At 51.3% G+C, this 12,545-nt stretch carries 13 protein-coding genes and 1 other annotated feature; of the genes, 5 read left to right on the plus strand and 8 right to left on the minus strand.

What is annotated here, in order from left to right; translation table 11 throughout:
- Positions 1-22: 22 nt before the first annotated feature.
- From WB371_RS23260 to WB371_RS23275, 4 genes are all read right to left on the minus strand, one after another.
- Positions 23-505, minus strand: a complete 483-nt coding sequence (locus WB371_RS23260) for an OmpA family protein (RefSeq protein WP_336222321.1) — start codon at positions 503-505, stop codon at positions 23-25.
- 15 nt (positions 506-520) lie between these two features.
- A complete protein-coding gene (gene dgcN, locus WB371_RS23265; protein ID WP_336222322.1) occupies positions 521-1,744 on the minus strand; it encodes a diguanylate cyclase DgcN in 1,224 nt (407 codons plus the stop codon).
- On the minus strand, positions 1,737-2,255 hold the full coding sequence (locus WB371_RS23270; protein ID WP_336222323.1) for a YfiR family protein: 519 nt from the start codon (positions 2,253-2,255) through the stop codon (positions 1,737-1,739). The genes dgcN and WB371_RS23270 overlap by 8 nt, the downstream gene beginning before the upstream one ends.
- Positions 2,256-2,394: 139 nt before the next feature.
- Positions 2,395-2,769 carry a DUF2799 domain-containing protein gene (locus WB371_RS23275; protein ID WP_336222324.1) on the minus strand — a complete coding sequence of 125 codons (375 nt, stop codon included), beginning with the start codon at positions 2,767-2,769 and terminating at the stop codon, positions 2,395-2,397.
- 213 nt (positions 2,770-2,982) lie between these two features.
- Here WB371_RS23275 and aroF point away from each other — a divergent pair, with 213 nt between their 5' ends.
- Positions 2,983-4,053: a 3-deoxy-7-phosphoheptulonate synthase AroF gene (gene aroF / locus WB371_RS23280; RefSeq protein WP_336222325.1), complete on the plus strand. Its 1,071-nt coding sequence runs from the start codon at positions 2,983-2,985 to the stop codon at positions 4,051-4,053.
- Between the two features lie 10 nt (positions 4,054-4,063).
- On the plus strand, positions 4,064-5,185 hold the full coding sequence (gene tyrA, locus WB371_RS23285) for a bifunctional chorismate mutase/prephenate dehydrogenase (protein ID WP_336222326.1): 1,122 nt from the start codon (positions 4,064-4,066) through the stop codon (positions 5,183-5,185).
- 52 nt (positions 5,186-5,237) lie between these two features.
- Here the strand turns inward: tyrA and pheA are convergent, their stop codons facing one another.
- The 4 genes from pheA to bamD all read right to left on the minus strand — a co-directional run bounded on the left by pheA (position 5,238) and on the right by bamD (position 7,994).
- Positions 5,238-6,398, minus strand: coding sequence for a bifunctional chorismate mutase/prephenate dehydratase (pheA, locus tag WB371_RS23290; protein ID WP_336222327.1), 1,161 nt, complete (start codon positions 6,396-6,398; stop codon positions 5,238-5,240).
- A gap of 22 nt (positions 6,399-6,420) precedes the next feature.
- Positions 6,421-6,545 (minus strand) — a sequence feature (Phe leader region).
- Positions 6,497-6,544, minus strand: coding sequence for a pheA operon leader peptide PheL (pheL, locus tag WB371_RS23295; RefSeq protein WP_100249759.1), 48 nt, complete (start codon positions 6,542-6,544; stop codon positions 6,497-6,499). Its footprint overlaps the feature before it by 48 nt.
- A gap of 102 nt (positions 6,546-6,647) precedes the next feature.
- Positions 6,648-6,986, minus strand: coding sequence for a ribosome-associated translation inhibitor RaiA (gene raiA, locus WB371_RS23300; protein ID WP_045446346.1), 339 nt, complete (start codon positions 6,984-6,986; stop codon positions 6,648-6,650).
- 270 nt (positions 6,987-7,256) lie between these two features.
- Entirely contained in the window at positions 7,257-7,994 is a 738-nt protein-coding gene (gene bamD / locus WB371_RS23305; RefSeq protein ID WP_336222328.1) for an outer membrane protein assembly factor BamD, read from the minus strand.
- A 131-nt stretch (positions 7,995-8,125) separates the two neighbouring features.
- On the opposite strand from bamD, the gene rluD reads away from it, so the two are divergent.
- The 3 genes from rluD (at position 8,126) to clpB (ending at position 12,537) form a co-directional block, all read left to right on the plus strand.
- Complete coding sequence (gene rluD, locus WB371_RS23310) at positions 8,126-9,106, plus strand: 23S rRNA pseudouridine(1911/1915/1917) synthase RluD (RefSeq protein ID WP_336222329.1); 981 nt, start codon at positions 8,126-8,128, stop codon at positions 9,104-9,106.
- Positions 9,103-9,834 (plus strand): purine nucleoside phosphorylase YfiH, encoded by a 732-nt coding sequence (gene yfiH, locus WB371_RS23315; protein WP_336222330.1) that lies wholly within the window; start codon positions 9,103-9,105, stop codon positions 9,832-9,834. The genes rluD and yfiH overlap by 4 nt, the downstream gene beginning before the upstream one ends.
- Positions 9,835-9,963: 129 nt before the next feature.
- Entirely contained in the window at positions 9,964-12,537 is a 2,574-nt protein-coding gene (gene clpB / locus WB371_RS23320) for an ATP-dependent chaperone ClpB (RefSeq protein ID WP_336222331.1), read from the plus strand.
- Positions 12,538-12,545 lie beyond the last annotated feature (8 nt).

The raw sequence follows: 12,545 nt of genomic DNA on the forward strand, positions 1-12,545 counted from the left end.
TGTATTGTCAGCCAGCTAAAGATTAGGGCGTGCTGATGACCACAGCAACGCGGCGGTTTTCAGCACGACCTTTTGCTGACTGGTTGCTGGCGACAGGGTATTTTTTCCCTAATCCCTGCGTGGTCAGATTGGAACGCGGAATTTTCGCTCCCTCAGCCCAGGCATCCGCCACCACATTGGCGCGTTTGAGGGATAACGCTTCGTTGTAACTGTCTTCGCCGTAGTTATCGGTATGTCCGTCCATCCGCGCATGATTCAGACCGACAGAGGCCAGACGCGCGGCCATAGACTGAATCTGCTGCTGACTTTCTGCACGGAGCTTGTAATCATTTTTATCAAACAGAATGGTGTCTGAAAGCCCCAGAGACCAGTCTCCCGCAGATTCGGTAAAGCCGTAAGACTGCATGGCTGCTACCTGCTCACGGGTAAATTTGCCCTGCGGGGCCTGACAACCCGCCAGGACCAGTGTGGCCAGAATGAGCGGGGATAAAAGACGCTTAAGCATGTGTGCATTCCTGTTTTATGTAATTACGCGTACTGCGCGCTGATGTTTAGCCAGATACATATTGCGATCGGCCAATTCTTGTAATTTCTCGGCGGAAGCGTGCTCCCAGGTCAGGGCGTAGCCAATACTCAGCGTCATCCTGGCTAAATGACCGTTATGCAGGTCAAAGGGGCGGTTGAATTCTTGCGACAGGGCGGCGCAAATTCGCTGGACTTCGTATTCGGAATGCACACCGTAAAGGACGACGGCGAATTCGTCTCCGCCGAGGCGATATGGGATATGGCGATTACCGCCAAATTCAGCCAGTCGCCTGGCGACTTCAATCAGGACACTATCACCTGCGGCATGGCCCCAGGTGTCATTCACAAATTTGAAGTTATCACCATCCAGAAACAGCAATGCTGAGCTGCTGCGGGCCGAATTGTCGTTCATCAGCGCATTAATATTGCTACGAAAGGCCGCACGGTTTGCCAGCCCGGTGAGAGGATCGTGCAATGCCGTACGCAGTAATTGCGCATTCTTTGCCTGAAGACGTAGCTGCCACTCCTCCATTTCATCCAGCAGACTGTTAAAATCCTGGGCAAAATGGTGGAATTCCTCAATCCGCTCTTCAGACACCCGACGGGAGAAATTCCGGTTGGTGCGTACATCGTGTACCACATCGGTGATATTTTGCAGCGCCTCAACGACCCCGTTATGCAGGTGGCGCGTCAACATAATGGCAATGCCGGAAGCCAGCAAAATCGAGCCGGTAAGCACCGCCAGGGAAAGCCAGATGAAGTGACTGATTAAGCTGTCGCGTGCCGTAAGACGAACTTCACCGATAATCTCACCGTTATGCCAGACAGGCTGAGCGACGGGCAAAGGAAAGAGCCAGTGGCTGACAAAATCGTTCAGTTTCTCGTCAGTTTCATCGGCGTGGGATCGCCAGGATGCGATGACATTCTGATTATTATCACGAACCTCAGCGGCTGAAAATTGTCCCTGCTGTCCCAATGCTGCCAGCGTTTCTGTGGCGGCAGCAGCATCGCTAAATACCAGAGCAGCCTCCAGACTGTGGGTCATAGTTGCCGCTGTGAGCTCAAGATTTTTCTGTGCGTACTGCTTTAACGTCAGTACCGAAGCAACGCTCAGTAACAGCCAGATCAGCGTCATCGTGACAATCACGCTAATCATGTTGATGCGTCTCAACGCCCGCTTAAACGTGGGGCGGGCGATTTGGGAAAGGTCCTTATCCATGCTTTTTGTTCCGTGCGAGCATCAATACATCCGGATTGACTCTTACGCCGCTGTGCGACAAGGAATCCAGATTAACGGCGAATCTGACATCACTATTGTTAATAATTAAACAAAAAGCGCTGCCAATAATGCACTCGGTATTTTGTTCTGCAATTAATAACAAAGCCTTAGATGGATATTTATTAGTTAATTCAACCTGAGCCGTGGGAGACTCACTGCCGAAATAAACACCATCACAGTGAGAAACTAATGCTTCTCGTTCGGTATGAATAATGACAGGTTGATAAGGCAACGACATATCGCTGCTATCACCCAGTACGTTTGTAAACCGGGACGACGAGAAAATACACAGTCTGGGCGGCCCCGAAAGTGCTGGCCAGCGGGTGTAACTGACGATGCCAGAGACCATCGCACGTACGTTTTTTGCTGCGTCGGGAATGTCCTGAGCGAAAACTGGCGATCCTGCCAGTAGCAGAATTAATAGCATCAGGAGTCGGTGAGAAGTGAACATAACCGTTTCCTCATCCGCATCTTTTGTAAGGCATCAAAATATATCCGTGATCGTTTAATGCAAAATACCACTATTTTTGCAGATCGTCATTATACCTTGTCTATTAACTCATGCGTCTTAAGTTAAATCTTATGTAATATTAATTCAGGCGCATCGAGCTGGCATTTTTATCGGCACCTTTTTGCCACGCGTCGTGCAACTGGCCGGCATTTTCTACGGTGTCGCAACTGGCAGGAAAGCTTTTTCCCGCCATGCCTCGGGCAAAGACGAAACCTTGCTCGCAGGTTTTGCGTTGTCCTTCTGTATACCCTTTAAGGTATTGCGGGCGGTCAACCTCCGGGTCGTTATACGTATCGCTCAGGGTTTCATTATCTTTAATGGCAACGCCAGCAATCGCATCTTCGATCCCGGCGTCATACCAGTCGGTGCCTGTCCAGGTCGGTGAATGGGTGTAGGGGTCTATCTGACAACCGCCGAGAAGAAAAACCACGGCAATACTGACTATTCGCATCATACTGGCTCTCCTGTTTTTTCAAAGCATAGCGGACAGAGTGAAAATGTATGTGTAAAATATTTTGTACATATTGTCGCGCTTTAAATCGGCTAAAAATCATTGTTGTAAAGTAATATTTACGTATTTTGGATTGATATCTTTACTCGTTGTGTTATCGTTACGTCATCCTCGCTGAGGAAAACTATCGCAAACGAGCTAAACAGGATCACCATCATGCAAAAAGACGCGCTGAATAACGTACATATTACTGACGAACAGGTACTGATGACCCCGGAACAACTCAAAGCGGAATTCCCGCTGAGTCAGGTCCAGGAGGCGCAAATCGCCCAGTCACGCAAAACCATTTCTGACATCATCGCCGGTCGCGATCCGCGTCTGTTGGTGGTGTGTGGTCCGTGTTCCATTCATGATCCTGAAGCCGCACTGGAATATGCTCGTCGATTTAAAGCCCTTGCCGCAGAGGTCAGCGATAGCCTCTATCTGGTGATGCGCGTCTATTTTGAAAAACCCCGTACCACTGTTGGCTGGAAAGGGTTAATTAACGATCCTCATATGGATGGCTCCTTTGACGTTGAAGCCGGCCTGAAAATTGCGCGTCAGCTGTTGCTTGAACTGGTTAACATGGGACTGCCGCTGGCGACAGAAGCGCTGGACCCGAACAGCCCGCAGTACCTTGGCGATCTCTTTAGCTGGTCCGCAATTGGCGCACGAACCACGGAATCTCAAACTCACCGCGAAATGGCCTCCGGTTTGTCGATGCCAGTCGGCTTTAAAAACGGCACGGATGGTAGTCTGGCGACGGCCATTAACGCCATGCGTGCTGCGGCACAGTCACATCGTTTCGTGGGCATTAACCAGGCGGGGCAGGTTGCTCTGCTGCAAACTCAGGGTAACCCGGATGGACATGTGATCCTGCGCGGCGGCAAAGCGCCGAATTACAGTCCGGCAGATGTCGCTCAGTGTGAAAAAGAGATGGAGCAGGCGGGACTGCGACCTTCACTGATGGTAGATTGCAGCCATGGTAACTCCAATAAAGATTACCGTCGTCAGCCTGCCGTGGCAGAGTCAGTGGTTGCGCAAATTAAAGATGGCAACCGCTCAATCATTGGACTGATGATTGAAAGTAATATTCACGAAGGCAACCAGTCCTCCGAGCAACCGCGCAGCGAAATGAAGTACGGTGTGTCCGTTACCGATGCCTGCATTAGCTGGGAAATGACGGACGCGTTGCTGCGTGAAATTAACAAAGACTTGAACGGCCAGTTGGCGGCGCGCCAGGCTTAAGAGGTTCGTTATGGTTGCTGAGTTGACCGCGTTACGCGATCAAATTGATGAAGTGGATAAAGCGTTGCTGGATTTACTGGCGCGCCGTCTGGAACTGGTGGCTGAAGTCGGTGAAGTGAAAAGCCGCTTTGGCCTGCCGATATACGTACCAGAGCGTGAAGCAACGATGTTGGCTTCACGGCGTGCCGAAGCGGAAGCGCTCGGTGTGCCGCCGGATCTGATCGAAGATGTCTTGCGCCGGGTGATGCGTGAATCCTACTCCAGCGAGAATGACAAAGGCTTTAAAACGCTGTGTCCTTCTCTGCGGCCGGTTGTGATTGTCGGCGGTGGCGGCCAGATGGGACGTTTGTTTGAGAAGATGCTCAGCCTGTCGGGTTATCAGGTGCGGATCCTCGAACAGAACGACTGGGAGCGTGCGCAGGAGATCGTAGCGGATGCCGGCATGGTGATCGTCAGTGTGCCAATCCACCTGACGGAAGCGGTGATCGCAAAATTACCGCCACTGCCAGCCGATTGTATTCTGGTCGATCTGGCTTCGGTAAAAAATGGGCCGTTGCAGGCGATGCTGGCGGCACATAATGGCCCGGTGCTCGGTCTGCATCCGATGTTTGGTCCGGACAGCGGCAGCCTGGCAAAACAGGTGGTGGTCTGGTGTGACGGACGTCATCCGGAAGCCTATCAGTGGTTTCTGGAGCAGATACAGGTTTGGGGCGCGCGACTGCATCGCATCAGCGCCGTTGAGCACGATCAGAATATGGCCTTTATCCAGGCGCTACGTCACTTCGCAACGTTTGCTTATGGGTTACATCTGGCAGAAGAGAACGTACAGCTTGAACAATTGCTGGCACTCTCTTCACCGATTTATCGCCTTGAACTGGCGATGGTAGGGCGTCTGTTTGCTCAGGATCCGCAGCTTTACGCCGATATCATCATGTCATCGGAGAGTAATCTGGCGCTCATTAAGCGTTATTACAAACGTTTTGGCGACGCGATTGGCCTGCTGGAACAGGGGGATAAACAGGCGTTTATCGACAGCTTCCGCAAAGTGGAACACTGGTTTGGGGACTACGCGAAGCGCTTCCAGAGCGAGAGCCGTACGCTGTTGCGTCAGGCAAATGACAGCCGCGCCTGATGGCTGTTGTCAGAAAGAAAAAAGCCAGTGGGTCTCCACTGGCTTTTTTGTGTCATCGCGGGTCGACCGGTACCACGTTTTCACTCGGATAGCAGCCCAGTACCTTCATCGAGCGGGTAATTTCCCCCAGCTCTTTAAGCGCTTTTTGCATTTCCGGTGACTCCAGATTGGCCTGGATGTCGAGATAGAACATCTCTTCCCACGGGTTACCGTGTATGGGGCGGGATTCCAGTTTGGTCATGATCAGATTGTGATTGCGCATCACCAACAACGCTTCAACCAGGGCACCGGCCTGTTGTCCTGTCGCCATCAGTAACGTAGTTTTCGCGGGAACCTGATCGGATACATTAATGGCTTTACGCGCCAGCACGATGAAGCGGGTAATATTCTGTGTCTGGTTCGCTTCGATACGTTCTAAGACCTGTAGCCCATGCAGCATGCCGCCTGCTTCGCTTCCCAGCGCCGCCACGCGTGGAGAATTCGCCTGAGCCACTTTTTCCATCGCGGCCGAGGTGCTTTCGGTATATTCGATTTTCCAGTGCGGATAGCGGTTGAGGAACTTGCTGCACTGCTGGAATGGCTGCGGATGGCTGTATACCGTTTCAATCGTCTCCAGATCCGCTGTTCCACAAACCAGTACGCAGTGATCAATCGTAATTGTCATCTCGCCCACGATGGAGAGACTGGTGTGCTGCAACAGATCGTAAACATCGTTAATCCCACCCGAGCTGGTGTTTTCAATCGGCACGACGGCGTAATCGGCCTGTCCGGTTTCAACCTGATTAAAGATATCCGCAAACTTTGCGCAACCACTTTCAATGAACTGTTCGAAGTGACGAGCGGCATACTGCCTCGCGGCGAGATGTGAGTAAGACCCTTTTGGCCCCAGAAAGGCGATGCGTGCAGAATGGGGGTTGATCTTATTCAGATGTTGCTGCAATAGCGCCTGCTGGGTGAGAACGGAATCTTCGATAATGAGCTGAAAGAGGCGAGTGATGTAGTGCGCGTCCAGATGATGGGCTTTACCAAGCGTAATCAATCTGTCCAGCAGATCGCGCTCACGGTCGATATCCCGGACCGGGCGATGGGATTCGAGCTTGGCTTTACCAACTTCTACTGCCAGTCCACGTCGCTCGGCCAGTAACGCCAGTAATTTTGCATCCAGCGCACTGATTTTATCGCGCAGCGCCAGTAATGGGGTTTCCGATGTCATAGTGTTGCCTTTCTTGTTATCAATAAAAAAGGCCTCCCGCTGTGGGAGGCCTTATTGTTCGTCTTCGCATTCTTTTTTACACGACGAAAGCCTCCCATTCAGGGGAAGGTAAAAAAGAATGCGAAGAAGAACGGGGTGAGTTTCATCGTAGTTTCCTTAAGTGACACCTGTAAAGTACCTGTACTGTTTTCACCCTGTCAACAAAAAACGCGCCCGAAGGCGCGTTGGCGATACACTCAATGTAAGGGACTACTCTTCTTCTGCTTCGACGAAGTTGGCGTCTTTTACTGAAGTTGTTGCACGACGGGCTTCGCCTTTGTGCTGCACTTTATTGAGCTGCCGTTCCAGCTTGTTGATCAAATCGTTAATAGCGGTATACATATCTTCGTGTTTTGCGCTGGCGACCAGATGTCCGTTCGGTGTATTGATGGTGGCATCAGCGATGAAACCCTGTGGCTCCTTGGACAGGACGATATGTGGATTAATCAGGTGGGTTTGCCATTTATCCAGCTTGGCGAGACGGTCTGCGACATGTTGGCGAATTGCCGGAGTAATTTCCATTTGTTTACTGGTAATGTTCATTGTCATAAATTTTACCTCTTGTCTTTCCCGTCTTGGTGATTCCAGCATACCGTTCCCAATGTCAAAATGTGTGATATAAATCACATTGTTTTGTCACTTTTTGTCAAGGGAACCTTTTTGTGAGTTATCGCAGGAAGAGGTGATTTTCTACTTGAGGAAAGCCAGAAAGCAGGCCATATTTGATGAGTTGCGTCATGCTGAAGTGTTCTGAAGCAGGGGGCGAAACGGATAAAGAAACGGCAGCCCAGGGGCTGCCGTTTTGCATCTCAAATGCGATCAGGTATTGCTGCTGTTGGCGGCAATAATCTTCGCTACCTTGTCAGCCTGCGCGGTCATCTGCATTTCGCGATAGGCTTTTTCCATCAGCGGCAGAGCATCACGTGTAGCTTGTGTATCCGGATAATCGCGCAGCATGCCTTCGACACGGTTAACGACGGCAACCCAGGCACCACGTTTAGTGTAGTAATCTGCAACGGAGTACTCATATTTCGCCAGACGATCCTTCAGGAATACCAGACGTTTGGTCGCATCGGTGGTGTACTGGCTGTTTGGATAACCGCGGACCAGTTTCGAAAAGTCGTTGAACGCAGCGCGTGCATGCTGAGGATCGCGATCGCTACGATCGACGCCAAAGAATCCCTGTAGCGCGCTGTCATCCAATGCCATATTGGTCAGGCCACGCATATACATGACATAATCGATATTAGGATGCGTTGGGTTCAGGCGGATAAAGCGATCGATGGCGGCCTGAGCGAGCGGTAGATCGGCGTTTTTATAGTAGGCGTAGATAAGATCTAACTGCACCTGTTGGGAATATGGACCAAATGGATAGCGGTTATCCAACGCTTCCAATTGCGTTATTGCCTGTTTCCAGTTACCGTCCTGCAGCTTTTGCTGAGCAGTCGCGTAGATTTCATTAGGCGGATTATCGGGCACCTCTTCCTTTGAACCAGAGCAACCCGCCAAAAACAGGCTCAACGTGGCGGCTGCCACCAGATATTTCATGCGCGTCATGACGTTTTGACTTTCCTCAAAATGTTTTACGGGAGATTCTCTGTTCCTGCTCCCGGTTAAGACCAGCTACAATAGCACACTATATTAAACGGCAAAGCCGTAAAACCCAACGTTAAACGAAGAAGCTGTATATGGCACAACGAGTACAACTCACCGCAACGGTATCCGAAAATCAACTCGGTCAACGCTTAGATCAAGCTTTGGCCGAAATGTTCCCTGATTATTCACGATCGCGCATAAAAGATTGGATCCTCGATCAGCGCGTGCGGGTCAACGATAAAATTTGTGACAAACCGAAAGAAAAAGTCTTAGGCGGAGAACAGGTCGCTATCGACGCCGAGATCGATGAAGAAATCCGCTTTGAACCTCAGGATATCCCACTGGACATCGTTTATGAAGATGATGACATTATTGTTATCAACAAACCACGCGATCTGGTCGTTCATCCAGGGGCAGGTAACCCGGACGGTACAGTTCTGAATGCGCTGCTGCATTATTATCCGCCGATTGCTGACGTTCCGCGAGCAGGTATTGTCCATCGTCTGGATAAAGACACCACCGGTCTGATGGTGGTGGCGAAAACCGTACCGGCGCAAACACGCCTGGTCGAAGCGCTGCAACTGCGTGAGATTACACGTGAATATGAAGCGGTGGCGATTGGTCATATGACCGCAGGCGGCACGGTGGAAGAACCTATTAGTCGTCACCCGACGAAGCGCACTCATATGGCCGTGCATCCGATGGGGAAACCGGCGGTGACGCATTACCGCATTATGGAGCACTTCCGTGTGCACACGCGTCTGCGGCTGCGTCTGGAAACGGGACGTACGCACCAGATCCGCGTGCACATGGCGCATATCACTCATCCGCTGGTGGGCGATCCGGTCTACGGTGGTCGTCCGCGTCCACCGAAAGGGGCGTCGGAAGATTTTATCTCTACGCTGCGTAAATTTGACCGTCAGGCGCTGCATGCCACCATGCTGCGTTTGTATCACCCAATTTCCGGTATTGAAATGGAATGGCATGCGCCAATTCCCCAGGATATGGTGGAACTGATTGACGCAATGCGTGCCGATTTTGAAGAGCATAAGGATGACGTGGCCTGGCTATGAGTGAGCTTATTGTCCCGCAGTGGCCCATGCCGAAAGGTGTGGCGGCCTGTAGTTCGACCCGAACCGGCGGCGTGAGTCTGTCGCCGTATGACGCCTTGAATCTGGGTGCCCATTGTGGCGACAACCCGGAGCATGTCGAAGAAAATCGTAAACGGCTGTTTGCTGCGGGCAATTTGCCTTCAAAACCGGTCTGGCTGGAGCAGGTGCATGGCAAAAATGTCCTGAAACTGACCGGCGAGCCTTATACATCTAAACGTGCGGATGCGTCATACAGTAATTCGCTGGGCACCGTTTGTGCGGTGATGACGGCGGACTGTCTGCCTGTGTTGTTCTGTAATCGGGCAGGAACGGAAGTGGCGGCAGCCCATGCGGGTTGGCGCGGATTATGTGAAGGCGTACTGGAAGAGACAGTCGCTTGCTTTGCCGATAAACCTGAAAATATTCTTGCCTGGTTGGGGCCGGCGATTGGGCCTACGGCGTTTGAAGTGGGGCCAGAGGTGCGTGAGGCGTTCATCGTAAAAGATAGCAACGCGCATAACGCCTTTGTGCCGCGCGGCGAAAAATATCTGGCGAATATTTATCAGCTTGCGCGCCAACGCCTGGCAAATGTCGGCGTTGAGCACATCTACGGTGGCGACCGCTGTACTTTTAGTGAAAATGAGACTTTCTTCTCTTATCGTCGCGACAAGACCACGGGGCGTATGGCAAGTTTTATTTGGCTGATATAACCTAAAGAATCAAGACGATCCGGTACGCGTGATTTTCTTTTCACATAATTCAGGTCATTAACCTTGAATAATTGAGGGATGACCTCATTTAATCTCCAGTAGCAATTTTGACCTGTTATGGGAGGAGTTATGCGTCTGGATCGTCTTACTAATAAATTCCAGCTTGCTCTTGCCGATGCCCAGTCGCTCGCTCTGGGGCACGACAACCAATTCATCGAACCTCTTCATTTAATGAGTGCCTTGCTGAATCAGGAAGGGGGATCGGTACGTCCTTTATTAACCTCTGCTGGCATTAATGCCGGTCAGTTACGCACCGCCATTGATCAGGCGCTGAGTCGTTTACCGCAGGTGGAAGGCACCGGTGGCGACGTTCAGCCGTCTCAGGATCTGGTGCGTGTACTGAATCTTTGCGACAAGCTGGCGCAAAAACGAGGGGACAACTTTATTTCGTCAGAGTTATTCATTCTGGCGGCGCTTGAGTCTCGCGGCACATTGACCGATTTACTGAAATCGGCTGGCGCAACGACCGCTAATATTACTCAGGCAATTGAACAAATGCGCGGAGGTGAGAGCGTGAACGATCAAGGGGCTGAAGACCAACGTCAGGCCTTGAAAAAATATACTGTCGATCTGACCGAGCGTGCTGAACAGGGCAAGCTCGACCCGGTTATCGGCCGTGATGAAGAGATCCGCCGTACCATTCAGGTACTGCAGCGTCGTACTAAAAACAACCCGGTGTTAATTGGTGAACCTGGCGTTGGTAAAACCGCCATTGTTGAAGGGTTAGCACAGCGAATCATTAATGGTGAAGTACCGGAAGGCTTAAAAGGCCGTCGTGTGCTGGCGCTGGATATGGGCGCGCTGGTGGCTGGGGCAAAATACCGTGGTGAATTTGAAGAACGCTTAAAAGGCGTGCTCAACGATCTCGCTAAACAGGAAGGCAATGTCATCCTGTTTATTGATGAACTGCATACGATGGTGGGAGCGGGTAAAGCAGACGGCGCAATGGATGCCGGGAACATGCTGAAACCGGCGCTGGCGCGTGGTGAACTGCACTGCGTAGGAGCGACAACGCTTGATGAGTATCGTCAATACATTGAAAAAGATGCGGCTCTGGAGCGTCGTTTCCAGAAAGTGTTCGTCGCTGAACCTTCGGTTGAAGATACCATCGCGATTCTGCGTGGCCTGAAAGAGCGTTATGAACTGCACCACCATGTACAGATCACTGACCCGGCAATTGTTGCGGCTGCTACCTTGTCACATCGTTATATCGCCGACCGTCAGTTGCCGGATAAAGCCATCGACCTTATCGATGAAGCCGCATCCAGTATCCGTATGCAGATTGATTCAAAACCGGAAGAACTGGACAGACTCGACCGCCGCATTATCCAGCTCAAACTGGAACAGCAGGCGTTAATGAAAGAGTCTGATGAGGCAAGTAAAAAACGTCTCGATATGCTTAACGAAGAGCTGGATGACAAAGAGCGCCAGTACTCTGAATTAGAAGAAGAGTGGAAAGCGGAAAAAGCGTCTCTCTCCGGAACACAAACAATTAAAGCCGAGCTGGAACAAGCGAAGATTGCCATTGAACAGGCGCGCCGTGTGGGCGATCTGGCGCGGATGTCCGAACTTCAATACGGGAAAATTCCTGAGCTGGAGAAACAACTGGAAGCGGCAACTCTGGCTGAAGGTAAAACCATGCGTCTGTTACGTAATAAAGTGACGGATGCGGAAATTGCTGAAGTGCTGGCTCGCTGGACCGGTATTCCGGTCGCAAGAATGCTGGAAGGCGAGCGTGAAAAACTGTTGCGTATGGAACAGGAATTACACAGCCGTGTGATTGGGCAGAACGAGGCAGTAGAAGCGGTATCGAACGCGATTCGTCGTAGCCGTGCGGGTCTTGCCGATCCAAACCGTCCGATTGGTTCATTCCTGTTCCTCGGGCCTACGGGGGTCGGTAAAACCGAGCTGTGTAAGGCGCTGGCAAACTTTATGTTTGATAGCGATGACGCGATGGTGCGTATCGATATGTCCGAGTTTATGGAGAAACACTCCGTGTCCCGTCTGGTCGGGGCGCCTCCGGGATATGTCGGTTATGAAGAGGGGGGGTATCTGACGGAAGCCGTTCGTCGTCGCCCTTATTCGGTGATTCTGCTTGATGAAGTTGAGAAAGCGCATCCTGATGTGTTCAACATTCTGCTGCAAGTGCTGGATGATGGTCGTCTGACCGATGGGCAGGGGCGAACAGTCGACTTCCGTAACACGGTTGTCATTATGACGTCTAACCTGGGTTCCGATCTGATTCAGGAACGTTTCGGTGAACTGGATTACGGTCATATGAAAGAGTTGGTACTGGGCGTGGTAAGCCATAACTTCCGTCCGGAGTTCATCAACCGTATTGATGAGGTTGTGGTATTCCATCCACTGGGTGAACAACACATCGCGTCGATTGCCCAGATTCAACTGCGGCGTCTTTACAAACGTCTGGAAGAACGTGGTTATGAAATCCACATCTCCGATGAGGCGCTGAAACTGCTGAGCGCAAATGGGTATGATCCGGTGTATGGGGCTCGTCCGTTGAAACGTGCAATCCAGCAACAGATTGAAAACCCACTGGCGCAGCAAATTCTGTCCGGAGAGTTAATTCCAGGCAAAACAATTCGTCTGGAAGCCAACGGCGATCGTATTGTCGCAGTGCAGTAATTAATAGC

Origin of the sequence: Citrobacter amalonaticus (genome assembly GCF_037053465.1) — a bacterium.
Classification (GTDB): domain Bacteria; phylum Pseudomonadota; class Gammaproteobacteria; order Enterobacterales; family Enterobacteriaceae; genus Citrobacter_A; species Citrobacter_A amalonaticus_H.